Source organism: Pantoea sp. Cr_R13, assembly GCF_029222565.1.
GTDB lineage: Bacteria > Pseudomonadota > Gammaproteobacteria > Enterobacterales > Enterobacteriaceae > Pantoea > Pantoea eucalypti.
Genome location: NZ_JARHXL010000016.1, coordinates 76,497 through 101,836, shown reverse-complemented (window position 1 = coordinate 101,836; position 25,340 = coordinate 76,497). Strand labels below are relative to the sequence as shown.

The 25,340-nt window shown below is 50.1% G+C and carries 25 protein-coding genes, 1 other RNA gene and 1 pseudogene; 8 read left to right on the top strand and 19 right to left on the bottom strand.

The window, feature by feature from the left end; translation table 11 throughout:
- Positions 1-13: 13 nt before the first annotated feature.
- The 10 genes and pseudogenes from P2R09_RS16590 to P2R09_RS16545 all read right to left on the bottom strand — a co-directional run bounded on the left by P2R09_RS16590 (position 14) and on the right by P2R09_RS16545 (position 9,999).
- Positions 14-340 (bottom strand): hypothetical protein, encoded by a 327-nt coding sequence (locus tag P2R09_RS16590; RefSeq protein ID WP_275771344.1) that lies wholly within the window; start codon positions 338-340, stop codon positions 14-16.
- Between the two features lie 168 nt (positions 341-508).
- Positions 509-1,188, bottom strand: a pseudogene (locus tag P2R09_RS16585) (integrase arm-type DNA-binding domain-containing protein); the annotation flags it as partial.
- A 691-nt stretch (positions 1,189-1,879) separates the two neighbouring features.
- Positions 1,880-2,938, bottom strand: a complete 1,059-nt coding sequence (locus tag P2R09_RS16580) for an AAA family ATPase (RefSeq protein ID WP_275771341.1) — start codon at positions 2,936-2,938, stop codon at positions 1,880-1,882.
- A gap of 362 nt (positions 2,939-3,300) precedes the next feature.
- On the bottom strand, positions 3,301-5,676 hold the full coding sequence (locus P2R09_RS16575; protein WP_275771338.1) for an AAA family ATPase: 2,376 nt from the start codon (positions 5,674-5,676) through the stop codon (positions 3,301-3,303).
- Between the two features lie 364 nt (positions 5,677-6,040).
- Entirely contained in the window at positions 6,041-8,356 is a 2,316-nt protein-coding gene (locus P2R09_RS16570; protein WP_275771336.1) for a primase-like DNA-binding domain-containing protein, read from the bottom strand.
- Positions 8,357-8,370: 14 nt separating this feature from the next.
- Entirely contained in the window at positions 8,371-8,712 is a 342-nt protein-coding gene (locus P2R09_RS16565) for a DUF5375 family protein (RefSeq protein WP_275771333.1), read from the bottom strand.
- Positions 8,699-8,959: a hypothetical protein gene (locus P2R09_RS16560; protein ID WP_275771331.1), complete on the bottom strand. Its 261-nt coding sequence runs from the start codon at positions 8,957-8,959 to the stop codon at positions 8,699-8,701. The genes P2R09_RS16565 and P2R09_RS16560 overlap by 14 nt, the downstream gene beginning before the upstream one ends.
- On the bottom strand, positions 8,956-9,483 hold the full coding sequence (locus P2R09_RS16555) for a host cell division inhibitor Icd-like protein (protein WP_275771329.1): 528 nt from the start codon (positions 9,481-9,483) through the stop codon (positions 8,956-8,958). Before P2R09_RS16555 ends, P2R09_RS16560 begins: the two co-directional genes overlap by 4 nt.
- Before the next feature lie 13 nt (positions 9,484-9,496).
- Positions 9,497-9,745 (bottom strand): hypothetical protein, encoded by a 249-nt coding sequence (locus P2R09_RS16550; RefSeq protein ID WP_275771327.1) that lies wholly within the window; start codon positions 9,743-9,745, stop codon positions 9,497-9,499.
- The gene (locus P2R09_RS16545) at positions 9,742-9,999 is read right to left on the bottom strand and encodes an AlpA family transcriptional regulator (RefSeq protein WP_275771325.1); all 258 of its coding nucleotides are present in this window, start codon (positions 9,997-9,999) and stop codon (positions 9,742-9,744) included. The genes P2R09_RS16550 and P2R09_RS16545 overlap by 4 nt, the downstream gene beginning before the upstream one ends.
- 532 nt (positions 10,000-10,531) lie before the next feature.
- On the opposite strand from P2R09_RS16545, the gene P2R09_RS16540 reads away from it, so the two are divergent.
- The gene (locus tag P2R09_RS16540; RefSeq protein WP_275771323.1) at positions 10,532-11,248 is read left to right on the top strand and encodes a hypothetical protein; all 717 of its coding nucleotides are present in this window, start codon (positions 10,532-10,534) and stop codon (positions 11,246-11,248) included.
- On the top strand, positions 11,245-11,496 hold the full coding sequence (locus P2R09_RS16535) for an ogr/Delta-like zinc finger family protein (RefSeq protein ID WP_275771321.1): 252 nt from the start codon (positions 11,245-11,247) through the stop codon (positions 11,494-11,496). The genes P2R09_RS16540 and P2R09_RS16535 overlap by 4 nt, the downstream gene beginning before the upstream one ends.
- A gap of 296 nt (positions 11,497-11,792) precedes the next feature.
- Here the strand turns inward: P2R09_RS16535 and P2R09_RS16530 are convergent, their stop codons facing one another.
- From P2R09_RS16530 to smpB, 3 genes are all read right to left on the bottom strand, one after another.
- Positions 11,793-12,983: an integrase domain-containing protein gene (locus tag P2R09_RS16530; RefSeq protein ID WP_275771319.1), complete on the bottom strand. Its 1,191-nt coding sequence runs from the start codon at positions 12,981-12,983 to the stop codon at positions 11,793-11,795.
- A gap of 192 nt (positions 12,984-13,175) precedes the next feature.
- Positions 13,176-13,537: a transfer-messenger RNA gene (ssrA, locus tag P2R09_RS16525) on the bottom strand.
- Between the two features lie 43 nt (positions 13,538-13,580).
- Complete coding sequence (smpB, locus tag P2R09_RS16520) at positions 13,581-14,063, bottom strand: SsrA-binding protein SmpB (RefSeq protein WP_003848573.1); 483 nt, start codon at positions 14,061-14,063, stop codon at positions 13,581-13,583.
- A 158-nt stretch (positions 14,064-14,221) separates the two neighbouring features.
- Between smpB and P2R09_RS16515 the strand changes: the two genes are divergently transcribed.
- Complete coding sequence (locus tag P2R09_RS16515; protein ID WP_008926724.1) at positions 14,222-14,656, top strand: type II toxin-antitoxin system RatA family toxin; 435 nt, start codon at positions 14,222-14,224, stop codon at positions 14,654-14,656.
- A complete protein-coding gene (locus P2R09_RS16510; protein WP_008926723.1) occupies positions 14,649-14,942 on the top strand; it encodes an RnfH family protein in 294 nt (97 codons plus the stop codon). The genes P2R09_RS16515 and P2R09_RS16510 overlap by 8 nt, the downstream gene beginning before the upstream one ends.
- Positions 14,943-15,037: 95 nt before the next feature.
- Here the strand turns inward: P2R09_RS16510 and bamE are convergent, their stop codons facing one another.
- The 3 genes from bamE to nadK form a co-directional block, all read right to left on the bottom strand.
- On the bottom strand, positions 15,038-15,385 hold the full coding sequence (bamE, locus tag P2R09_RS16505) for an outer membrane protein assembly factor BamE (RefSeq protein ID WP_003848578.1): 348 nt from the start codon (positions 15,383-15,385) through the stop codon (positions 15,038-15,040).
- Positions 15,386-15,571: 186 nt separating this feature from the next.
- Complete coding sequence (gene recN / locus P2R09_RS16500; protein WP_003848580.1) at positions 15,572-17,233, bottom strand: DNA repair protein RecN; 1,662 nt, start codon at positions 17,231-17,233, stop codon at positions 15,572-15,574.
- Between the two features lie 84 nt (positions 17,234-17,317).
- Entirely contained in the window at positions 17,318-18,196 is an 879-nt protein-coding gene (nadK, locus tag P2R09_RS16495) for an NAD(+) kinase (RefSeq protein ID WP_003848582.1), read from the bottom strand.
- Between the two features lie 122 nt (positions 18,197-18,318).
- Here nadK and grpE point away from each other — a divergent pair, with 122 nt between their 5' ends.
- Positions 18,319-18,900, top strand: a complete 582-nt coding sequence (gene grpE, locus P2R09_RS16490; protein ID WP_003848585.1) for a nucleotide exchange factor GrpE — start codon at positions 18,319-18,321, stop codon at positions 18,898-18,900.
- Positions 18,901-18,959: 59 nt separating this feature from the next.
- Here grpE and ung read toward each other — a convergent pair whose 3' ends face one another.
- Positions 18,960-19,640 (bottom strand): uracil-DNA glycosylase, encoded by a 681-nt coding sequence (gene ung, locus P2R09_RS16485; protein WP_275771314.1) that lies wholly within the window; start codon positions 19,638-19,640, stop codon positions 18,960-18,962.
- Between the two features lie 242 nt (positions 19,641-19,882).
- On the opposite strand from ung, the gene grcA reads away from it, so the two are divergent.
- Positions 19,883-20,266: an autonomous glycyl radical cofactor GrcA gene (grcA, locus tag P2R09_RS16480; RefSeq protein ID WP_008926720.1), complete on the top strand. Its 384-nt coding sequence runs from the start codon at positions 19,883-19,885 to the stop codon at positions 20,264-20,266.
- Positions 20,267-20,483: 217 nt separating this feature from the next.
- On the opposite strand, the gene srmB is transcribed toward grcA, so the two are convergent.
- The gene (gene srmB, locus P2R09_RS16475; RefSeq protein WP_003848590.1) at positions 20,484-21,812 is read right to left on the bottom strand and encodes an ATP-dependent RNA helicase SrmB; all 1,329 of its coding nucleotides are present in this window, start codon (positions 21,810-21,812) and stop codon (positions 20,484-20,486) included.
- A 164-nt stretch (positions 21,813-21,976) separates the two neighbouring features.
- On the opposite strand from srmB, the gene P2R09_RS16470 reads away from it, so the two are divergent.
- Entirely contained in the window at positions 21,977-22,726 is a 750-nt protein-coding gene (locus P2R09_RS16470; RefSeq protein WP_275771310.1) for a tRNA1(Val) (adenine(37)-N6)-methyltransferase, read from the top strand.
- Here P2R09_RS16470 and nadB read toward each other — a convergent pair.
- Positions 22,711-24,330 carry an L-aspartate oxidase gene (nadB, locus tag P2R09_RS16465; protein WP_275771408.1) on the bottom strand — a complete coding sequence of 540 codons (1,620 nt, stop codon included), beginning with the start codon at positions 24,328-24,330 and terminating at the stop codon, positions 22,711-22,713. The genes P2R09_RS16470 and nadB overlap by 16 nt on opposite strands.
- Before the next feature lie 412 nt (positions 24,331-24,742).
- Here nadB and rpoE point away from each other — a divergent pair, with 412 nt between their 5' ends.
- The gene (rpoE, locus tag P2R09_RS16460) at positions 24,743-25,318 is read left to right on the top strand and encodes an RNA polymerase sigma factor RpoE (RefSeq protein ID WP_003848595.1); all 576 of its coding nucleotides are present in this window, start codon (positions 24,743-24,745) and stop codon (positions 25,316-25,318) included.
- Positions 25,319-25,340: the final 22 nt, after the last annotated feature.

Below are 25,340 nucleotides of genomic sequence, written 5' to 3'. Positions count from 1 at the left end.
TTCATTATCGACTTTATAAAATATGAGAGTGTTTTCGCGAAAATTTAAATGCTTTGTATGCGGGCTTCAACGGGATAAAAATATACAGAATTGTGAAGCCTGCTAACAGTGTTAGCGAATAAGATACAAGGTTTTCTTGTGTACCGCTGCGAATGGTATAAATGAGTCCTGCGAGAAGGATAGCTATTAATATCATTGCAGCTATGAATCTTTTCTTTAACTGTGAAAGGAGCCAGGGATAAGGATAACCGTTTTTATCAGCATGCTGGCGTATCACAGAGACTTCTTTTGGTGTAAACCCTTCTTTTAAAAGCATTTCTTCGATTTGCTTTTTATTCATAATGAATGTTATTTATTTGTCTTACGATAGTCTGATTGTAACTCATTACCCAAGCTCTATACAAAACGGACAGGTATTTGTAAGTCTTCTGGTTTTTTAATTTTTAGCAATAGTTCTCTAATGCTAACATTTCCGCATTAAATATGTGCTTTTAAAATTACATGTAACCAAAAAGCCTGGTAATTCTGAGGGAGGTAGTGCTGGCATATTTTGCTTTTTAGATTTTAGAAGGCGCTCTGCAAAGATATCAACGGGATTGAACTCAATCAGTTCCTTGGTAGCTATTCAACGAAAAATTTCATTTAGTCGCGAAATAATGCGCCTTAAGGTTTCAAGACCCCCCGCGCTGTTCGATTGGATCAAGCTGATGCTTCAAGAGTTTGGGCCGAATCTCTTTAATCGGAACATTATTCAATCCAGGGAAGACGTTACGTTCAAGGCTACGCCAGATATCAGCTACATGATCTTCTAAAATCACTGACGTTCTTTTCTTCTCTTCCAGCCACTTTCTTGCCACCACCTACAAGGTGTGTTCAGTGGACGCTTTTAATGCATTCGCTTTGTCGGTCTTATGCGTTTGCGGATCAATCTGCTGTGCGAGTAGGGCAAGGTACTGATCTCTGAGAGAGCTATCTTGCGCGAATGTGAGGGTAAGTACCCGAACTCATTTTCGTTAGTTTCTTAGTTACGGGAACCGCATATCTGAAGTACCAGTTTTTCTTGCCACCTTTCACGGTTGGCGATATACGCAAAAACAAGCCGTAACCATTGAGGAGGTTCACTTCCTTATCGGCAGGCTTAGTGTTTTTGATTTGAGTATCATTGAGTTTAGTGACGACTTTCGGCATGTTCGGACCCTCAGATTTTGGACCCATGGGCGTTGGGTCCAAAACAGGGTGTCACATGGCGTGGATTCTAGCCACTCTCAGTGGACTGCTATGGACACAAAAAAGCCCGCAGGGCTTGTGCCGTGCGGGCTATCAGGACTTCAGCGGACAATTCTGGTATCGCCGCGAAAGAATTTTGGGCTGGCGGAATCTGAATAAATCTCGCAATCCAATGTATTTAGTGGTTTTTATCTAATTCAACTTTGTTGCGTGTACCTAAACGTGTACCAATTATTGGATCTTATACCCCGGAACGACTGCGTTAGGATACCGAATGCTCGGCGCTAAATCCAAAATAAAATGATTTTAGGGGAAAGTGTTCACACTGTTCACATTTGATTTTTATTCAATAAATTCATTCTATTAGTTAGTGAATGGTTTTAGACAAGATGTACAAAAGTGTGCACTAGGGGTGATCACCTCGACGAATGAAACAAAACGCTCGAAACTGGTGAGCGTGGAGGGATGTTAAAATGTGCCGCGTGCTGGCGATTTTCATCTCTGTGTCCTCAGCTGCTCACCACTAACCCCATGACATTCTTATTTACTTGCACTAGTTTATATTCGCTGGCATTTTTGTGTGATTATTATAAAATAACTTAATTAACTTCTTTAAAGTGCACCATTTTAGATGGTGCACTTTTTTTTAATGTTAAAAGCTGTTTATTATGTGATCAGCCAATTTATCATATTCATCAGCCATCTCATTCATGAGATCAATTTGGTTAATCGCCCATTGCCCTCTGCCACGTAGAGCATTTGTGGGTCTAACTCGAGACAGATAGCGAATGGGAATATTCTGGATAATACTATCAGGAGCCATAACATTGAGGTCCTCAATCTTTCCAACTGGTTCATAATCAGTAAAATCTGGAACCGCTTCGTATGATGAAATCCGTGAAAGCTGTGGGATCATATTTTCTTCGATAGCTTTTCTTATTGAGCGATGATGAACGGCGTCTGCACCAACTTCTTGTTTGATACCATTTTGCTTTCTCGTATCAAAGCCATTGAATATCCAACCACCAAATTTTGGCATTCCTTTTTGAGACACCATGTTATCGCGAGGATTGCCAGCTAAATATCTTTCCTTACCCTGTTCCCAATCACGTATAAATGATGGCAACATTTCACCAATCAGCCCTACACAATATGAAGAGAATAAATCAGGTGTGCATGGAACTAAGAAGTAGTCCGAGCAGTATAAGGATGATCTGACGAGTGTATTAAATGAGGGAGGTAAATCAATTAAGACATAATCATAATTAACTTCATTTCTTTCTGATGCTTTTTGAGTTATCAATGCTGGTAAAATAAAACGATATAAGCCTGCGCCACTTATAACATCAGTACCGACGTTCAAAATGTCGGAAAATGTATTAAGCCAGAAATCACCAGGAACAATATGCAAAACACCTGCATCTGTCTTAGTTTTTGGCTCGGTTGTATATACTTCACCTATAGTATTCTGTTGTATGTAAGGTAAAGCGAATGCTTTGACTGTTTTTCCAAAAGGAAAATCATCAGAAGAAACTAATAATTCAGAAAACTCTTCATCGCCAATACATGCAATAGAAAGATTGCATTGTGGATCGAAGTCTATTAATAAAACACTTTTTCCTTTATCTGATAACGATACAGCAAGATTCCAAATTATAGTGGTTTTACCAACACCACCTTTGTTATTGAAAACTGATATGGTTTTTGTCATTTGTAGTCCTTATCTTATTTGAATAATATTTCATTTTTGGGTATGGTTTATGAAAATCAGCACGATTCTTTAGTTGTAAAAATGAAAGTATATTTTCAGGCTAGCACAAAGTTTTTGATCATTTGTTGGAATTTTGAAACAATAGTATGATTATTAATTCACTTGAGTTGTGCAAACTTTGCGTATGTATAGTTAAATGCCGCTTCTCATTTATTGAGGATATTGCGGCGCAAGTCTCTTCTACTCTTTCATAATCGGAATTTGTTAATAAGTATATCTTTTTTCATTAAGCTTGTTGTTTCAGTTTCGAACCTGAACTAGTCGATGGATTTTTCCATTTATATGCTTCAAAGCATAAGGCTTCAAAATGGCATATCTTGGTCAAATCTAGGCTGCTCAATATCAGACTTGAATGCAGTCTGTACTAGAGCAGATTTTTCTATTACATTAACATCATCAATTAAAACTTTACTATCTTCATTAATACCATCCATGTCTTGCTGCTCTGAAATCTCTTCCGGATCTAGATCAACAAATGAATCACCCATCATCATTCGGTAATGCGCATCATGCTTAGCCGCCTTAAATATCTTGAAGAAAATTTTCAGATAGCTCGCTGCCATATTGTCACTAATGGCTACATAAAGCTCATCAGGAGCGTAATGCGATCCATCATTCACCCAACTCATCAAGGACTGGCACTGTGTCTTTTCAATGCCTTCAAACTTATCGACCAAGTGGTACGTATCGACACCACCTAAAATTTTGAAATAGTTCTCCAAAATCCGTCGCATTGTATTCTGCAACGTCAGGACTGGCATCGGTGTCTTATTCAGCTCAGCCCAAAGTAGTTGATAAGAATTCTTGATTGGATTGCTAGGATGGAACTCAATTACCGAATGTTCATTAGGTTTGCGGACAATCCAAAATGTCTCGTCAGCAAGAGATGTATTAGCGTTACGGCGCTGATCGTATGCGACCTCTTTGTGGAAATGCACGTTGTGAGTAAGTACCACAACTTGTTTAAGATGGCTACCATGTTTTCTAACCTCAGTAAAAAGCTCCTTGATCAAACTACTTACGATAAATAACACATCACTATCAAGGCTAGAAACAGGATCATCGATGACCACAATCCGATCGGCGGTGATACCGGAAGTCGTAATACTTCCTCTAAGAAGGTGATAGAAATAAAGGAAAGTTACAAATGTCTTTTCACCTTCGCTCAATGTTTGCTTTGCATTCCTCCCATCCGCCCGAATGATTCTATAAGAATTATCCGCACATGCAGGATCTAAAGAAAAACTGAGAAATCCAAAATTCTTTAAAATTTTATTTATAGCAATTACTGTCGGTTTTACGCTTGTAAGTTCCGCCTCAATCTTATTGATTTCGACATCAGCAGCGTTAATATCTTCCGTGGCTTTATCTCGGCTCAATGTGATGCCAGAAATAGATTTTTGTAACTTACTTTTATCAGTGGTGTAATCAGTCAACGTGTTTTTTAGTTCGGCATCGATAATATATTTCCACACTTCTGCAGTAAGCTTCCGTTGCTCAGCGGTGAAGCTTGAAACCAGGCGGTTTTTTTCGCTTATTTTTGCATTGGCTAATTTAATAATAGAAGAAATGTCTGCCTGAATATCCTCAAGCCCCTCAAGAGATACCTCAACGCTCGGAGTGGTGATTTTATTCTCCATTCGCCCTTTATTAACAAGTACAATAGCATCCAGTGCTGAAATTTTAGAATTAAGTTTTTCCTTATCTAGTTCAATGCAATTCAATTCTAACAAAGCATGTGCCTGTTCCAAAATATCCCCAGAAATTTGGAAGTAATTATTACGCAGGGTAAAGACAGCCTTCGAATCAGCCTCAAAAGTCTCGTCGAAGTAGTCAGTAAGTTCCTTCTCGAAGTCGTGGGGAAGATTTTGCTGACAGAACGGACATTGTTCGTCCGTATGCTCCAAAAATCTCATACCATGCCTAACCCAGTCACTATTACCTAATCGCTGAATAATCGCGGATATACTGACATCGTTTTTACCTACCACTTTCTTAACTAATACCGGACTTTTCTCGAATGCTATCAGTCGCGACAGATCCAAGGGCGAAACAAGATCTATTTTTGAAGGTTGTTCGCCATATAAAATTTCAGCTCTAGCCTTAAGATCAAACAAATCAACCAAAGGGGATTCGTTATTATCAAGTTCCTGAAGGACCCTTGCTTTGAATGCTTCTTTATTATTCCTTAAGCCTGTGAATGCCCCTTTGAAATACTCATCATGCTTTACTTTTTGTTCCCAGCACCTGCTTACTAGCTTTGTTTCCAAAGAATTCAACTCAGCATTTTTTCCGGGCTTTCCATCTTCACCATCAAGAGTGGTGATTAACTTTGCCCTCAACTGTTCATAGCGCTTTTTTTCATCTTTAAGAGCTTTTAAGCGATCGAGTTGAACTTTCTCAGCTTTACCAAGTGTAAATACTCCCTGAAACTCTTTGGATTCTGAAAAGTTGGCAGTGATGAAGTCATTATTATAAATCATTGCTGGCATTGGCATATTTCTGAGCCATGTAATGCTTGAGTCAATGGAAAGGCTAGGCTTATCTATAAGTCGGCTGATGGTGGTCTTGCCCGCTCCATTTGCGCCATAAATGAAATTAATCTTTTTCAGATTAATAACTTCTGATTTATCAGCACGGTAAGTAGCGATGTTGGAGAGACTAATTGATTCGATCATAGCGGGTCATCCCTACGCGCAACGTCTCTAAATTGGCCGCTGCTAAGTAAAATTTTGAAGGTATAGGTAAATAACACTACCTAAACATTTTACTATCTTATGAATGCTATTGGCTTGATAAACATATACGGCATGGTGATTTATGTAAAGGCCTGCGGTAGTAGGGAACTAAAATTGGTGTGGTATTGCCTACGCTACAGTTTAAGGATTATATAAATATTCCTGCAAATTTCTCATACCCTTATAGGGCTTAACCGCGCTGCGTAGTCATTGTCAGTGTCTTGCTCTGTAGCTGAGGTTGCAGGCTATTTGTAGGGGTAATTATACAAAACCGGCCTAAGCCGGTTTACGTGGAATGATGTTTTCAGACGCTACACGCTGGTAGCCAATCTGCCTCGCTGTCCTCATGTAACGTTAGGTTAGTTTGTATGCCGTTATTGGTGCGGCGCTTGAGCAGCACGCGCTCATACTCTTTCAACGTCTGAGGCACCGCCTGACCGAAGGCTGTAAGGCTGAGCGGGTGCTGATGGCCGCGCGATTCCATAAACGACAAATAAGCATGGTAAAGATAGCGCTTCGGGTTTATGGGGCGAATATTGGCATTACCTATGAACAGCCCGTTCGGGGTGCTTAAAGGCATCAGGTAGCCACAGAAATCAACCAGCGGATCCGCTTGTCGCTTGATTTCAAGCGCTTCGCCGGATGACTGCTGCGCCTGCAAAAGCTCGCGCGCTTCATCGGGTGACGCGAAGCGCTGCATCAGGTGGCGCACAATGACGGCCAGCTCGGCGCTGATTTTGTCCAGCAACTCTGGATCGCGCTCTTTGGCCGGTATCACCTCCGGGAAGGTCAGGATTACCCGGCGACGCGAAACACCACCGCTGCGATCGCTGAAACGCATTGGGTTGTTATTCACCGCCAGAATCACCGCCGGTATTTGAGTTGAGTAGGGATCGCGATACTTGGGATCGATGGCGACCGCATCGCCGCCTGTAATCGCCTTAATCCCCGCGCCGTCGCCGCTCCACTTCTCTTGATCGGGCAGAATAATCAGCGAGAACCCGACCACGCTGGCGCGTTCCCGTGATGATTCCAGCGTATCAATGGTGGCAGACGTGGTGTTATCGTGGCCAGCGAGCAGCGTGGCGATCGACGCTAAAACACTTTTCCCGCTTCCACCTGGACCAGTTACCTCTAGGAACATCTGCCAGTCGTAGCGGTTTGCCAGTACCATAAATAACGCCGCGAGGATGCGATCCTGCTTGTCGTTATTATGTCCGGCCGCCCGCGTTAACCAGTGGTAAAAGTGGGGCGCGTGGTCTGCGAGATTTTCGCCGGGACGCGGCGCAGAGAAGTCCACACTGTTGACCGTGCGCAGCCAGTTCTCGCGGCGGTGCGGGCAGAATGTGCCGTTAATCGTATCGAAAACGCCGTTACGAAAACCAATCAGGCGTCGCGGCGGTTCGCCCATCTGTGGCACCATCAGCTTAAGCGTATCGAGTACGCTGCCGATTCCGGCTGCTGAGAATGGTGCGCGCACCTTCTGAAACAGCGCGGCGATTTCGCGGCGCAGCATCTGCACCGGCATCACCTGCCACGCGCCGTTCTCATAGCGACAAATTTCCTCCCCGACGGGCGGAACGGCCAGCGCCTGTCCGTAGTGAGCGACCAGCAGCTCCGCCTTTTCACTGGCGCTCATGGCTTTAAGGTCTGCCTCGCTTACGGACTCAAACGGGCTTGGTTTATGGGGCTGAGTATAGGCAGTGAGAAGCGCCTGCGTCGTGATGTCGCCATGTGCCTGCCAGACGTCGTTCCAATCGCCGGATTCTGGCGGTAAAGCGGCTTTGCCTTTGCAGGCTTTCGCGGCTTCCTCTGCCTTTAACTGGCCTGTGCCGTTGTCGTCGCGATCGGCTGCAATCAGTATCAGAGCATCTGGATTTGCTTTACGCAGCAGTGCGGCAAGTGACGTCAGATTATTTGCGCTGAGCGCAACATAAACCGGTTGCCCGGTGAGACGCTGAACCGTCAGGCCGGTTGCATAACCTTCGGTGAGCCACAGCGTTTTGCTGTCAGGTTCGCCCGCAAGGTGATAAGCGCCTTTCACCTGCCCGCCGGGCAGGGTGCGCTTGTCGCCAGCCGCGCTAATAAGCTGGATGTTAACGGTGTTACCGCTTTCGTCGGTCAGTGGCACAAGCAGATCGCCAACTGCAAAACTGATACCGCCACAGCGCAGACCGGCAGCCAGCGTTAACGCGTGGGTGCTGTGCAGCCCTTTTGACAATAAGTAGGCGTTATCCGTGCGGCTGACGGCGGCGGCGATCAGTTTCTGCGCCCGTGCGGCGGCGTCGGATTGCGCAACGGCATTCATTTCTGTCTTCACCGGTACAACTTTTGATGTCGGTGGCAGTGCGCCGAGCAAATCGGCAATTTTGAGCGCCGCCTCTTTGGCGCTGACGTCGAACGCCTTTTCTACCAGATTCAGGCCGTCACCGGCTCCGCACTGGTTGCAGTGCCACGTCCCGCGCCCGTCCTGATTGTCAAAACGGAAGCGATCTTTGCCGCCGCAAACCGGGCATGCGCCGTGTCTGCCGCTGGCGTGAATGCTGATGCCGAGCGCGGGCAGCAGTTGCGGCCAGAATCCGGCGGCCGCTTTTACCGTGTCAGAGACAATGTGTTTCACCTGCTGGTTCTCCCTTAGTGCAACGTGGCGCGGCGAGTCGCGGCAAGCTGGCTGCAAAACAGTTCATCCATCATGGTTGCGCCAAGTCGTGTCAGGCGCGGCGGCGCGGTCAGCAGGTCAGGCTCAAGCATATCGCCCAGCATGGTGCAGGCCATCTCCATGCCCGCATCGGGGCCGTGACGGCGTAAATAGAAGCTTTCCAGCTCAAGGGCAATGGTCATCTGCAACTCATCAAGCGTGGCGGAGACTGTGATGCCGAGGCTTTTACATGCGTTCAGGTAGCCCTGCGCCAGCGCGCGGCGGTAAACGGCGGTGCGTATCTCAACGGGCAGGCAGGAGTGATTAACGGTCATCATGGCGGGCCTCCGTGGCTAACATGCGAGATTCACAGGTTTCAACGACTTTACCGAGCTGGTCGGTGAGCAGGGCGACGACCGAGGCCAGCGCGGCGCTGTCTGGTACGCAGCTTTGAGCGCTGAGGCAATGAACGGAATCGAACATATCAAGCACTGTTACACCGACGGAATGAGCATGTAGCAGACGCAGATAATCGGCGTGTGGAATTGAATAGGTGCTGTTGCTGCGAGCGGCAAGAGTATTCATGCAGCCACCGCCATTACCGGCACGCGGCCAGCAAAGCATAGAACATAATCACGAATGAAATTGGCACGAGCTGTGCGCTCGTCTTCTGCCGCATAGCGCAGCATGCAGGGACGGGCAGCGCGATCGGTGCGGTGCACGGCGGCGAAAATAAAGGTGAATTGGGGATGAGCGGTGTCAGTAACCGTAGCCAAGATGGCAGTCTCCTTGAAGTAGCTGTAATAACTACCACCGGAGTTCCTACACTCTATGGTGGTAGCCCAGACGGGGGTAGGAATACCGGCCTTCAAGGACACCGGCCAGCCCGAAGGCTGCCCCGCCTGAGCCACCATTGCCTGATAGGCATGACGATTCACAGACCGCCACGCTGAAAGCTGGTGCACTAAGGCAACGACATAAAAAAACACGCATGGCGCGTGTATTGTCGCCTTGAAGTAACTCGGGTTCCTACGCCCGGCTGCCGATTTTGCTGCAGCGCGAAAACTGTATAACGATCGCTCGCCAGAGAAAAGGCTTTTTTCACACATCGGGGCGTTTTCCTCAGCAATCGGTCAGGACGTGATCGGATTGTTGCGGATTTGATCGGAATTCACCGTCCTCTTTCTTTGCGCTTCGCTTTGCAGGCTTCGCTTTCTGACTCAGCACGGAAATATGACCATGCATCTCGCTGGTGAAAGCCGGTGCCGTGGCGGGTTTGCCGCTCACCGCTGCCGTCAGGCTTTCCGCGACAAAGGCGGCTTCTTCGCGGGTGAGGGGGTAAGTTTTCGTGCCGAAATTAAGCGTAATCATGCTGCATCTCCAGCACGCTGCGCGATGCGGGCCTGCATCCAGCCGTCAATCTCTGATGCCAGCCAGGCGACGTTCTTACCGCCAAGTGAAATCTGCGAGGGGAACTGCTCCCGGCTGATTAAATCGTAAATGGTCGAACGTGACAGGCCGCAGGTGCTGATGACTTCCGGCAGACGCATAAAGCGATCACGTGGATAAACGGTATCGCGGGTTACCGGGATGGCGAGGGCCGGTACAGATGAAAATGTATGCATGGTATTACCTCATTATGAGTCCGGCCGGTGCTGTCCGGTTACGGTAGTGTCTTCAGGTAACCACCTATTTTGAGAATATTTTTTGCTGTGTAAACAACCCTGTTTTGGCTTGTGACCACTTAAGTTAGCCTGAAAAATAAGCAGTTTGTTTAATTTGGTGCAGTGTGATGCAGTGAAGTGCAGTCAGTAAAAGTTAAAGAGGTACGGAACTATCAAAATTCCATCATTAAAAGGAAATAACGTTGAATAACGCTCGCCAAAAAAAACTTATTACTGAGCGAATGTGAACACCGGTGAATACTCCGTGAATACTTATTTTTAAAGTGTTCACTGCCTTAACTACTGTATTTATTATCTTTTTTATCTCAGTGAATACCAGTGAACAGTTATATAAGAAATATAATCTCTTAAGGGGCTGTTTCGCACCGGTTGTGCCCTTGTCTGTTCATCGACAGGCGGAAAGCAATGAAATGCACTGTCCTGTGGTAAACGACAGAATGGCCTCATCCTTTACAGAAGATGAGAGACAACCATGACCATGCCTGAACAGAAACCTGTATCACTGGAACGCTTCGAGAAAGCCCGCGCCGAACATACCGAAAGAATGAAAGCCTATAACGGCATCTGCGCCGATATTGCCCGCTGTGAAAAAGAGCAGCAGGCAGCCATCAAGGCTGGAAAGGAAGCCGAGAGCAACTGGCGCACGAGCTTCCGTAACCTGCGAGGCAATCTCACTGACGAGCTGCGCGCCGAACATTCTCAGCGCATCACCAGCCGTGAACTGGCCGATGAGTTCGGCGGGCTGCTTAAAGAGCTGGCTCTGGATAAGCAGGAGGCGATGCTGAAATGCTGCGGAAGTGGTAAAGAGTATGTTGAATCGCACCGGGAGGCTTTTACCGGGTTCGCGGATGCGAACTGGCAGTCAGCCCTGCGTAACGTAAGTCCGTCGCTGCTGTGGGCCATTAAGATGCGTCTCCGTCGTGAAGAGCTTTCCCCGACGTTTGCCGGAGACGACCGGGATAGTATTAAGGACGTGGCTTATCTGGTCGGTGAAGCGCTGACGCGGGCGGCTGCTGCTCTGCCAGACAGCATACTAATTGAGGCTCCGCTGCTGGAGAATATTGGTCTATATCGCCCGCCGCTTACGGGTATTGATATGGAGCTTTACCGCCATCCTATGCGCCGGCAGAAGCTGGCTGAATCAATCCGGACGCAGCGTGCAAAACTTCAGGAGGGCAGCCAGAAATGATGCACTGTCCCTGCTGTAAAAGCGCGGCACATACCAAATCGAGCCGCTATATGTCAGAGCAGGTAAAAGAGCGTTATCACCAGTGCACTAACCTCGACTGCTCCTGTACTTTCAAGACGAATGAGAGCATCACAAAGGTGATCACCGCACCGCCGCAGCCGGAAAAAATACCAGTACCATCACCGGAACCAGCAAGAAAACGCCAGACGCTGGGCCGCTATGGTTCTGCATTCCGCCAGATTCATTAATCCCTCACACTGCCGCTGCATATCCAGCGGCTTTTTTTATTCCTGTCTTTGTCTTACTGAAGCCTTTTTTCTGGCGAGCCGCTTTGTAAAGAGCCGTGCATGCATAGCGTGCATGGATCTGCATGCAAAATCATGTACCGCTTTCTCCCATTCTGGCCATACAGAGCGCGGCCCGGCCCATAGCATGCACCTGCATGAAAAGCGGTGCATAAAGCGGGCAGGCGTGGCGGGGATAGCATTGCGCGCTGGCATCTTTGTGTGATTCCTGGGCGCAATTGGTTTCCCTTCATGTTGGGCTAACTTTTATAAGTGAATGTGCCCCACCAACTCATCATGTCTTTACGTTGTTCGAGATAAGTAGAACGGTTGTAGGCTCGCCTGACTTCGTTTTTATCGCAATGTGCAAGAGCTGACTCAATAACATCAGGATTAAAGCTGGCTTCATTGAGCGCTGTGCTCGCTATGGAACGCAGACCATGAGCAACCAACTTACCGCCATAACCTATTCGCTTTAATGCCGCATTCGCAGTTTGGCTATTCATTGGCTCTTTGGGATTGTTTCGGCTTGGAAAAACATATTGTCGGTTAGAACTGATAGGCCGCATAACCTCAAGAATATCTAGAGCTTGTTTCGATAAAGGAACGACATGTTCGCGCTTGGCCTTCATGCGCTCTGCTGGAATAACCCATAGGTTTAAATCGAAGTCGATTTCAGTCCACTGAGTACCAGAGGCTTCTGATGGTCTTACAAGCGTAAGAAGTTGCCACTCAATTAAACAGCGAGTAGTGATTGAGAGATTGGACATCACCAATGAACGCATTAGCTTTGGCAGTTCTTCCGGTCGTAATGTTGGCATGTTCTGTTTTTTTGGCTTTTCGAAAGCCATACCAACGCCAGAAGCAGGGTTCGCATCAATCAACCCTGTGTTGACTGCAAAAATCATAATCTCGTTAATGCGCTGCACTAACCGGCGAACAGTCTCAAGTGCGCCGCGAGCTTTGATTGGCTCTAGTGCTTCAACAATCGTCCTGGCTTTGAGCGCTTGAACAGGAATCTCACCGATAGTAGGGAAGATGTCTTTCTCCAGCGATCGCCAAATATCCTTCGCATAATCTTCGGTAACGCTTTTGCTCTTAAGCTGGAACCACCTTCCGGCAACAACTGAAAAAATGCTATCCAGCTCAATTTGCCGTTGCTCTGATACTTCCTCTTGCTGTTTTTGCGGGTCGATCCCTTGCGCAAGCAGCGAAAAATATCGGTCACGCATCTGGCGTGCAACAGCGAGCGTCAGGGCAGGGTAAGAGCCAAGGCTGAGATTTGTGCGGCTGCTGCTATTTGGCCGTTGATAGCGAAAACGCCATAGCTTCTTACCTGATGTTTTCACGAGCATGAAAAGCCCGTCACCATCGTGCAGAGTGAAGTCTTTTTCTTGAGGCTTAGCTTTGAGGATTTCGTTGTTGGTGAGGGGGCGTGTCATCCGCGCCATGACTGGTTTCCGTCCATAATTGGTACACGTTTTTGGCCCACATTATAGCGTGTACCTAAACGTGTACCAATTATCTCTGGATTCAGGCGGATCGCCTCGGAAGGTTACAGACACAAAAAAGCCCGCAGGGCTTTTGCCGTGCGGGCTTTCAGGACTTCTGCGGATGGCACTGGAACCATCTTTGAAGAATTTTGGTGGAGCTGGCGGGAGTTGAACCCGCGTCCGAAATTACTACACCGTCGGCACTACATGCTTAGTCAGTTTTTACATTCGCCGGTTAGCTGCGAACAGACACGCCACTAACAGACTATCCTGATTGGATTTAACGCTTCAACCCCAGGCAAGGCATCCACGCGATCTCTTTTGGGTTTGACTTCTCTTGATCCCCGTCTTAAGAGCGGAAGCTAGGGAGAGAAGGCTAAAAGCAGGTTATTAAGCTGCTAAAGCGTAGTTTTCGTCGTTTGCGACTATTTTTTTGCGGCTTTTTACGAGGCAAACCGCCCCTCGGCATGCTCCTAAGGCTTCACAATCCCGTCGAGTCCAGAATCAGCCCCAGAACTTCAAATACTAGCAACAAAACAAATCAAAATCCAGTGCTTAACGCTTTGAATTCTTCATGATACGTGCTTTATCCAGTTTCCATTCACGGTCTTTGATATCGTCGCGCTTGTCGTGCTCTTTCTTACCGCGTGCAACACCAATCTTCAGTTTGCACCAAGCGTTTTTCCAGTACAGCGACAGCGCCACGATGGTGTAACCTTCGCGGTTAACGCGGCCATACAGTGAATCAAGTTCACGTTGCTTCAGCAGCAGCTTTCGGCTGCGCGTCGGGTCACAGACCACATGGCTGGAGGCAACGGCTAAGGGTTGAAAGGTTGAACCGAACAGAAAGGCTTCGCCATCGCGCAGCAGAATATAGCTGTCGCTGATGTTGGCTTTACCGGCACGAAGTGACTTAACTTCCCATCCTTGTAACGACAATCCCGCTTCATACTCCTCTTCAATGAAGTACTCGTGGCGGGCGCGTTTGTTCATGGCAACAGTGGCAGAACCGGGTTTGTGTGCTTTTTTCTTTGTCATAGTGCGGCGTATTTTACATCACTTAGTCGGTTATCGCATCCCCAGTCCAGCGGGGCGGCAGGAAACGGGATATTCTAGCACACCCTCACTCGGGGACATTTTTGTTTAATCGCTGAAAATGCTATTATTCAGCGGTTTTGTGATGAACAGGAACCATTATGGCTCAGATTAGTCGTTCGGCGCTGGTCCCGTTTAGTGCCGGGCAGATGTACCAACTTGTAAATGATGTGGATGCCTATCCGCAATTCCTGCCGGGTTGCACCGGAAGCCGCGTGCTGGATGCGTCTGAGAATCAGATGACGGCGTCTGTGGATGTGTCGAAAGCGGGCATCAGCAAAACGTTTACCACCCGCAATACCCTGACAGATAACCAGAGCATCCATATGCAACTGGTTGATGGTCCGTTCCGCAAGCTGACTGGCGGCTGGAAGTTCGTCTCGCTGGGCGATGACGCCTGCAAGGTTGAGTTAAGCCTGGAGTTCGAGTTCACCAACATGCTGGTAGAGATGGCCTTTGGACGGATCTTCAAAGAGTTGGCCAACAGCATGGTGCAGGCTTTCACACAGCGCGCCAAAGAGGTTTACCGTGCCTGATATCTCCGTCGAGGTGGTTTATGCCTTGCCTGAAAAGCAGTATCAGCTTTATGTGAAAGTGGAGCAGGGCAGCACGATTGAACAGGCCATCCTCAAATCAGGACTACTTGAACTGCGTCGTGAGATTGACCTCGCCAGTAACAAGGTCGGCATCTACAGTCGGCCAGTGAAGCTGGATGATGTGGTGAATGAGGGCGATCGTATCGAAGTCTATCGTCCGCTGATTGCCGATCCTAAAGAGTTACGCCGGCAGCGCGCAGAACGAGCGGCAGAAAGCAAAAAATAAGCCCTTATCCCATCAGATACAGCGGATACCCGGCATAAAAAAGGCGCTCAGTGCGCCTTTTTGCTGTCTGTTGTTTCTGACAATCTTACGGGCAATCAGTCGTTGTTCTGTGACAGATTCTGCTTGTTGTCGATATTAGTCAGAACGCCGTTACCATCAAAAGTCAGCGTCAGCGTCTGCTGTTTTACGCCCTCATGACCAGGCTCCTGACGGAAAACGTAATACCAGACGTTGCTGCCAAAAGGATCTTTCATCATCGGCGTACCGAGCGTGTAAGCCACCTGCTGCTGTGTCATACCGGTATGAATCTTGGCCACATCGTTGGCAACGAGATAGTTCCCCTGGTTGATATCAGGACGGTAGACCACGCGCTCTAAGGTGGAACATCCGGCGGTCATCATCAACATTACTACTGCCGCGGCAGTCAGCGTTTTACAGCGCATCTATACATTCCTTTTCCGGGGCCAAACGCCTTTTAAAGGCGGCTTTCTTGCCATCAAAATCTGAACTCTGCCTGCGGCAGGCTTTATTACTCTGGCGACATAAGTGCCGATGATAATAAACCTTTTCGCTGTTGGAAACCTCTACAGAGCAAGCATATGACCACGGAGGGTTAAAAAAGTGCGCGGCTATGCGGCTAAAAGTTCTTTTGCGTTGGCCAGGGTATTGCGTGTGACCTCGCTGCCGCCTAACAGTCGCGCCAGTTCCTGCAGACGCGCCCGCTTGTCCAGTGGCTGCATATGGGTTTCAGTCATTGCGCCATCGGTCTCTTTGCTGACGTAGAAGTGCTGATGACCACAACCGGCCACCTGCGGCAGGTGAGTCACACACATCACCTGGGTCGATTCACCCAGCTGACGCAGCAGTTTACCGACCACGGCAGCGGTCGGGCCGCTGATGCCGACATCCACTTCATCGAAAATCATCGCCGGTGTTTCCATTTTCTTCGCAGTAATCACCTGAATTGCCAGCGCGATACGCGACAGTTCACCACCGGAAGCCACTTTGCCCAGAGGCTGCAGTGGCTGGCCTGGGTTAGTGGTGACCTGGAAATCGACGCGGCTCGCGCCGTCTGCCGTGAGCTGATCCGGATTAAAGGTCAGCGCGATCTTGAACTGGCCGTGCGGCATAGAGAGCAGATGCATACTCTGGGTGATCAGCTGCTGCAGTTCGTCAGCAAAGTGGCTGCGCTGCTGATGCAGTTGCTCTGCGCTTTTCAGCGCAGCCTGATAATGTTCACCCACCAGTGACTGCAGGCTCTCCTGATCGCTTTCATGCTGTGAGAGCAGCTCCGCTTCTGCCAGCAATTGCTGATGCAGTTCGGGTAGGCCTTCCGGCGTAACGTGATGCTTACGGGCCAGCGCGATCTGACGTGAGATACGCTTTTCCAGCTCATACAGGCGGTTAGGGTCCATATCCAGGCTGTCACAGTAGTGACGCAGCTCATCGCTGGCTTCGGTCAACTGAATGGCGGCTTCTTCCAGCAGATTGTGAACGCCGTTCAGCTTCTCATCCAGTGAAGTCAGTTCAGAAATCATCTCACGCGCCGTGTAGAGCAGGCTGTTGAGATTCGTGTCATCGCTGTCTGCTAACAGCTGCAGTGCCTGCTGGCTGGTCGACAGCAGTTGTCCGCTGTTAGCCAGACGCTTGTACTCTTCATCGATCTGCTCATATTCACCCGGCTGCGGTGCGAAGTCGTTCAGCTCTTTCAACTGATACTGCAACAGCTCGCGACGTGATTCGCGTTCCTGCGCCTGCTGCTGATGCAGCGCCAGGGTGCGGCAGCTCTGATTCCAGGTCTGATAGCTGGCGCGCATTTGCTGCAGCAGATCGTCGTGACCGGCATAGGCATCCAGCAGATGTTTCTGATGATCAGGTTTTAGCAGAAGCTGATGGGCATGCTGACCATGGATCTGAATCAGCAACTGGCCGAGGTCGCGCAGCTGAGAGAGCGGCACGGCTGTGCCATTGATAAAGCCACGGGAGCGCCCGTCAGCGCTTATCACCCGGCGCAGCAGGCACTCGTTGCCCTCATCCAGATGATTATCGACCAGCCAGCGCTGGGCAGAAGGGGAGGACTTAAGCTGGAAGCGGGCACAGAGGTCAGCCCGGCTGGCTCCCTGACGCACCATGTCGGCATCAGCACGACCGCCCAGACACAATCCCAGCGCATCAATGGCGATAGACTTGCCGGCACCGGTCTCACCCGTGATAGCTGTCATGCCGCGTTGGAAATCAATGTCGAGCTCACGAACGATAGCGAAATTACTGATGGTCAGTTGGGCCAGCATAGGTTCACCTGTATGAATAAACACATATGGTTTTTCATACAGTATAAACTGGTTTTTTATCCAGTAAAGAGGCGAGGCCGGTTTTCAGAACAATTTTTTTGACCAGCCCAGTTTCGAACTCAGCGTATTGAAATAGCTGTAGTTTTTAGGATGGATCAAATCAAGATGACCGGCACTGCGGCGAATCAGTACATCCTCGCCCTCCTGGATGGGCAGCGCAATCTGGCTGTCACAGCTGATCTCGAGGTCACTGCGACGTGAAGAAAAGCGTAAACGGATTGTACTGCTGCTGTTGATCACCAGTGGCCGTGCGGAAAGCGTATGCGGGAACATCGGCACCAGCACAATCGCCTCCAGTGACGGCGTCAGAATAGGGCCGCCCGCCGAGAGTGAGTAAGCTGTAGAGCCGGTGGGCGTTGAGATAATCAGCCCGTCTGAGCGTTGGGAAAAGGCGAACACTTCATCAATGTAAACTTCAAATTCGATCATGTGTGCCACTTTGCCAGGGTGCAGCACCACTTCATTGATGGCAGAGCCGATACGGGGCGAGCAGTCAGATTTGCACACCTGCGCTTCCAGCAGAAAGCGGCTCTCGACGAAATAGTTGCCCTGCAGCACCTCATCCAGCTGTTGCTGTGCGTTATCCGGATCGAGGTCAGTGAGAAAACCGAGATTACCGCGGTTAATGCCGATCACTTTGATGTCATAACGCGCCAGCACCCGCGCTGCGCCCAGCATATTGCCGTCACCACCCACCACGACGGCTAAATCAGCCTGCTGACCAATCTCCGCCAGCGTGCCCGTCTGTACGTCGTGAAGCGACAGCTCCTGGGCAATCTGCTTCTCAACGATCACCTGATAACCTTTGGCCGTCAGCCAGCGCCAGAGCATCTCATGCGTGGTTAACGCAGTGGGATGGCGCGGATGACCCACAATCCCAATGCAGTTAAAGTGTTTGTTCATCTGGTCGGTGTTCCTTATAAGCCAAAACGGCAAGGCAATGTGATAGGTTCCCTTGAATCCGTCATACCAATCCCCATAATAAGCCAACCAGCGAAATGAATGTGCAAAACGCGGAGAAATTCATGAGTAGTAAAGAACAGAACACCCCAAACGAGCAAGTCTCAGACGAAATTCAGCAGGATCAGCAGCAACCTCAGGAAGCGGAGACAGCAGCAGAGGTGGATCCGCGTGATGAGCGTATTGCTCAGCTCGAAGCTGAATTAGCGCAGTCGCAAACCGGTGTGCGCGATGCCCAGCTGCGTGCGCAGGCTGAAGTTGAGAACATTCGTCGTCGTGCCGAAATGGACGTTGAGAAGGCGCATAAATTTGCGCTGGAGAAGTTTGCCAACGAACTGCTGCCAGTCATCGACAGCCTGGAACGTGCGCTGGAAGTGGCAAACAAAGAAGACCCGCAGCTGGCATCCATGATCGAAGGGATTGAGCTGACCCTGAAAGGCCTGCTGGGTGCCGTGCGTAAATTCGGTGTTGAAGTGGTAGGTGAAACGGGCGTGCCATTTAACCCGGAAGTGCATCAGGCAATGTCGATGATGGAATCTGAAGAGTTTGAACCTAACCATGTCATGCTGGTGATGCAGCGTGGCTATACGCTGAATGGTCGCCTGCTGCGTCCGGCGATGGTGGCGGTTTCTAAAGCTAAAAGCTGATTCAACGCCTGAATCCTGTCACACGGCCGCGCACTGACGCGGCCGTGTGCTTTCTGGCGTTAATCCGGTAAGACCGGCGTCCAGTCCACCGGTTTTTTACCGGCTGCGCTCAGCAGTTCATTGGTGGTCGAAAAGTGTTTGCTGCCGAAAAAGCCACGATGCGCGGAAAGCGGCGAGGGATGCGGTGCCTGCAACACATGATGGCGCTTGCGATCAATAATGCTGCCTTTCTTCTGGGCATGCGAACCCCACAGTAAAAAAATCACCCCTTTACAGTGCTGGTTAATCGCCGCAATCACATTATCCGTAAAGGTCTCCCAGCCGAATCGTGCATGAGAATGGGCTTTACCCGCTTCAACCGTTAACACTGTGTTGAGTAACATCACGCCCTGTTTAGCCCAGCTCTCAAGAAAGCCGTGGTTGGGCTTTTCAAAGCCGGGAATATCCTGTACCAGCTCTTTATAGATATTCTGCAGTGAGGGCGGCACCTGAACGCCGGGCAGCACCGAAAAAGCCAGTCCATGCGCCTGATTCGGCCCGTGATAGGGATCCTGACCCAGGATCACAACGTTGACGTCGCCCAGTTCTGTCAGGCGAAAGGCGTTAAACACATCTTTCTGCGGCGGATAGACTGTTACACCCTCGGCGCGCCGATCGGCGACCTGCTTCAGCGTCTCAATAAAATAGGGTTTCTCTTTCTCTTCAGCCAGCACGTCGTGCCAGGTCAGCTTTTCAGCCATGTTCAACTCCCTTAACGTTAGTGCCGTAAGCTTAGCTGTTCCTGCTGTCGACCTGAAGGCAAAAATAATTTTAATAATACAAACTATTTTTGAATGGCAGCGGTTTTGAGATCAACGGGTTAGCGTTAAAGCCGCCTGAATGCCTGATTCGTATTGATACAGGTCAAAGAGGCCTGGAATAAAGAGTGCTATACCGGGGCCTCAAATTTGATGTATTCACGTTTTATTCGGGAGACGCAATCATGATCACGGGTATCCAGATCACGCAATCAAACAACTCACAGTTACTGAACTCATTCTGGCTGCTGGACGAAGAGAAAGCCCAGGCGCGTTGCCTGTGTGCAAAAGCGGGCTATGAAGAAGACCAGGTTGTCGCGCTCAGCGAACTGGGCGAATTTGCCTGGCGTGAAGTGCCGGTTGAAATTAAACCTCAGGTGCGGGTTGAAGGTGGACAGCATCTGAACGTCAACGTTCTGCGTCGTGAAACACTGGAAGATGCGGTTAAACATCCTGAGAACTATCCGCAGCTGACCATTCGTGTTTCCGGCTATGCCGTGCGTTTTAACTCACTGACACCAGAGCAGCAGCGCGACGTCATCACCCGTACCTTTACTGAAAGTCTTTAAGCAGTCTGATTAATCAGGTGATGAAAATAAGCGCAAAGCGCACACAGCAATCTTTAGCTTAATAATTAACGAGATAAGAAGTTTACTGCCCGGCATTGTTATGCTCGCGCCTTAAAGAAAACGCGCTGGCATGAAAAACAGTGTGAAAGGGCTGTTACTGATTATCAGATAAAAAAAATCGCCTCAATTGAGGCGATTTTTTTATGACGGCGATGATTTATTCCGCATTCTCGTTAGCTGGCGTACTGCCGCTAGCCTTGCGGCGTTTGCCGACATTTTTGGCATCACGATGACGGTTTTTCACCCGCGGTTTTTCAGTTTCGCTGGCTTTCTTCTCTGCACGTTTGGCCAGTACCTTTTTCGACGGTTTTCCCGTGGTTTTGGCACTTGGCGCACGCGTTTCCGGACGCAGCTCATCAATCACACGCGCTTTGATAGGCTCGTTAACATAGCGGGTGATTTTGCCCAGCAGGACGAAATCGTGCGCTTCAACCAGTGAGATGGCGATGCCTTTACGGCCCGCACGACCGGTACGCCCAATGCGGTGCAGGTAAGTATCTGCGGTGCGCGGCATGTCATAGTTAAAGACGTGACTGACATCCTCAACATCAATGCCACGTGCCGCGATATCGGTAGCAACCAGCACGTTAACGCGTCCTTCGCTCAGGCGCTTAATCGCTTCGTTACGTTTCGCCTGCACCATTTCGCCTTCAAGATAGCTGCTGCGAATCCCCGCTTCGTGCAGCCAGCTCACCAGCTCATGCAGACGCTCACGCTTACGCACGAACACGATGCAGCGCGTCACATCCGGCTGTTTCAGCAGGTGAATCAGTAATTTTGTCTTGTGCTGCAGATCATCAGCGCGGTAGTACCACTGCTGAATTTTTTTGCGCTCACGACGGCTCGGGTCCGCTTCCAGCTCTACCGGATCGTTCAGCAGACGCTCGGCGAAGTCGCGAATGTTGTCGCCTTCCAGCGTGGCGGAAAAGAGCATGGTCTGCTTACGCCAGCGCGTTTCAGCCGCGATGGTTTCGATATCCTGGGCAAAGCCCATATCAAGCATGCGGTCCGCTTCATCCAGTACCAGGGTTTCTACGGCGCGACAGTCAAAGTTCTCTTCTTTGATGTACTGCAGCAGTCGGCCGGTGGTGGCGACGACAATATCCTGGTTTTCGCTGAACACTTCGGCATGGTTCATGTAAGCCACGCCGCCCGTGATCGTGGCGATATCCAGATGGGTATGTTTCGCCAGTTCACGCGCATGATCGGCAACCTGCATCGCCAGTTCGCGTGTTGGGGTCACAATCAGGATGCGGGGTGGTCCGGATTTCTTGCGCGGAAAATCAAGCAGGTGCTGCAACGCCGGTAACAGATACGCGGCGGTTTTCCCGGTCCCTGTAGGTGCCGAACCCAGAACGTCACGACCCTCCAGTGCGGGCGGAATTGCAGCAGCCTGGATCACTGTTGGGCGCGTAAAGCCTTTTTCCTGCAACGCTTGTAGCAGGCTTTCGTCGAGTTCGAGTTCGGAAAATGTGGTTACTGTCATGGTCTACCTCAGTTTGGGGCGCTGATTATAGACAGATCAGACTGAATCTTCATCTGTTAATCCGTTTCGGCTGCGCCTGGGGGTGTCTGTCGCGTGAATTCCCTCTGTCGTCACGTTACACTCATGCGCTGCCGTACGGCAGGAAAAAACGATGGTAGTGACGAATGATGCAGGATAAGCCGCGTGAACGGCCACAGTTAAACAAGAACGGATTTACCTTTAAACAATTTTTTGTCGCACACGATCGCTGTGCGATGAAAGTGGGCACCGATGCCATTCTGCTCGGGGCCTGGGCGCCCGTTGCCGGTGTCAGGCGCATTCTGGATATTGGCAGCGGCAGCGGGCTTATCGCGCTGATGCTGGCACAGCGCACGCCGTCGCCGGTTGAAATCGATGCGGTTGAGTTAGAACCGGAAGCCGCAGGGCAGGCGCAGGAGAATGTGCAGCAGTCGCCGTGGCCCGAATGTATTCGGGTGCATCAGCAGGATATCGCCGGCTGGGCTGAGCAGTGTGATAAACGTTACTCGCTTATCGTCAGCAATCCCCCGTATTTCGCGCCGGGCGTGGCCTGCTCTACCGCGGCGCGGGACAGCGCACGTTCGACGGCTTCGCTCGACCATCAGACGCTCTTACGCAGTGCCGCGTTACTGATTGAAGAGGAGGGGATGTTCTGTGTGGTGCTGCCCTCGGCTTCCGGCCAGGCGTTTATCGATCTGGCTAAGGCGGATGGCTGGCATCTGCGTTTCCGGCTGGACGTGGCGGAATATGCCCATCGTCCACCACATCGCGTTGTGCTGGCTCTGTCACCGCAGGCCGGTGAAACGTTACTGGAGCGTCTGGCCATCCGCGCGCCGGACACCCGCTATTCCGATGAGTGGTGCAGCCTGACGCGGGAGTTTTACCTCTTCATGTAGCCCGGCGGTGTCAGAATGGTCGGCAGCGCCTCTGGCAGTAAATCCGGGTAGTCGCGGATAAAGTGCAGGCCACGGCTCTCTTTCCGCTCCAGCGCGCAGCGTACCATCAGGTCAGCGACCTGCACCAGGTTGCGCAGCTCCAGCAGATTATTGGAGAGGCGGAAATGGCGATAATATTCATCGATCTCCTGCTGAAGCAGGTTAATGCGGCGCAACGCCCGTTCCAGACGCCGGGTCGTGCGGACAATACCGACATAATCCCACATAAATAGCCTCAGCTCGTGCCAGTTATGCTGGATTACCACGCGCTCATCAGCGTCATCGACCTGGCTTTCATCCCATGCAGGCAATGCAGTAACGGCTTCAATGGCGGGCAGCGTTTTGATCAGCGCTTCTGCCGCGGACCAGCCATAAACCAGACACTCCAGCAGTGAATTCGAAGCCATGCGATTAGCGCCGTGCAGGCCGGTGTAACTCACCTCACCGATGGCATAGAGCCCATTGACGTCAGTCTGACCATGCTGATCGACCATGACACCGCCACAGGTGTAATGTGCGGCAGGCACAATCGGGATGGGCTCTTTGGTCAGGTCAAAGCCAAACGTCAGCAACTTCTCATAGATCATCGGGAAGTGCGCGCGAACAAATTCTTCAGGCTGGTGGCTGATATCCAGATACATACATTCGACACCCAGCCGCTTCATTTCATGATCGATGGCCCGTGCGACGATATCGCGCGGAGCCAGTTCGGCACGCTCATCAAAATCGGGCATGAAACGACTGCCATCGGGACGCAGCAGCCAGGCACCTTCACCGCGTAATGCTTCGGTTAACAGGAAATTCTGCGCCTGCGGATGAAACAGGCAGGTTGGGTGGAACTGGTTAAATTCCAGATTGGCGACCCGACAGCCCGCGCGCCACGCCATGGCGATGCCATCACCGGAGGCGATATCGGGGTTGGTGGTGTATTGATAGACTTTGGCGGCACCGCCAGTGGCGACCACAACGGCTCGTGCCCGACAGGTTTCGACCCGCTCGCGATTGCGGTTCCAGATCCACGCACCGACCACCCGGCGTGTGCCCGGCAGGCCGATTTTATCTGAGAGAATCAGGTCGACCGCATTGGTACGTTCGAGAATCCGGATGTTGGGGTGGCTGAGCGCCTGACTCACCAGCGTGGTTTCAACCGCGTGACCGGTGGCGTCAGCGCTGTGCAGGATGCGACGATGACTGTGGCCGCCTTCGCGCGTCAGGTGATAGCGCATATCGCCCGCTGCCTGCGGGTCGAGATCAAACGCGACGCCGTTGTCGATCAGCCACTGTACGCAATGCCGCGCATTACTGGCAATAAACGAGACAGCATCACGGTCGCATAAACCTGCGCCAGCAATCAGCGTATCTTCGATGTGCGACTCAATGCTATCCGTCTCATCAAACACCGCAGCAATACCGCCCTGGGCATAGAGCGTTGAACCCTCATTCACCTGCGCTTTACTGAGTACGGTCACCTGACAATGCTTCGCCAGCCTTAACGCCAGCGACAGACCGGCGGCACCGCTGCCAACAATTAATACATCGCACTCATAATCCGGGGTCACATTCATCATAATGTTTAATTTACTAAACAAGAATACGTCTGAGCATAAGCGCAATAGGGGTTTCTGTGAAGTATTTTAAACATCAGCTCACGCTATTCGGCAGTGAATTTCTCAAAGTTACCTATAATCAGTAAGTTAAAATCGGGCTGCTAACGAGGTGGTTTTTTATAGCAAACTTATTAAACCTAAAGGATTTAATGATGAAAAAGCTCTTGTCATAGGTTACTCTGCCTGCGATTTACGCGCCTGACACTGAACGAAAACGAACAACCTGTGTAATGGCTATTGGCGTGTTAAATATCAGGGCGAGAAGTGAACTTCGCACCACATCACAACTCTAAGCGCATGCTTGCTCAGAACATGAGATGTGCTGGCAGTTACTTTTGCATATGAAAAATTTGGGGAGACATTACCTCGGATGAGCGAGCAGTTAACGGATCAGGTCCTTGTCGAGCGGGTACAGAAGGGAGATCAAAAATCGTTCAACTTACTGGTAATTCGTTACCAGCATAAAGTGGCGAGTCTGGTTTCACGCTATGTTCCCTCGGGCGACGTCCCTGATGTAGTACAGGAATCGTTTATTAAAGCGTATCGCGCACTGGACTCATTCCGGGGCGATAGCGCGTTTTATACCTGGCTGTACCGCATTGCGGTTAACACAGCGAAAAATTACCTGGTTGCTCAGGGGCGACGTCCGCCATCCAGCGATGTGGATGCGATTGACGCAGAAAATTTCGAAAGTGCGGGTGCATTAAAAGAAATTTCGAACCCTGAGAACTTAATGTTGTCTGACGAATTGAAACAAATTGTCTTTCGTACCATCGAGGCGCTACCTGAGGACTTGCGTATGGCAATCACCCTCAGGGAACTGGACGGTCTGAGTTATGAAGAGATCGCCGTCATTATGGATTGCCCGGTAGGCACTGTTCGATCACGTATCTTTCGTGCGCGAGAGGCCATTGATAACAAAGTTCAACCGCTTATCCAACGTTAGTGATAACGGCTACTGGAAGGGT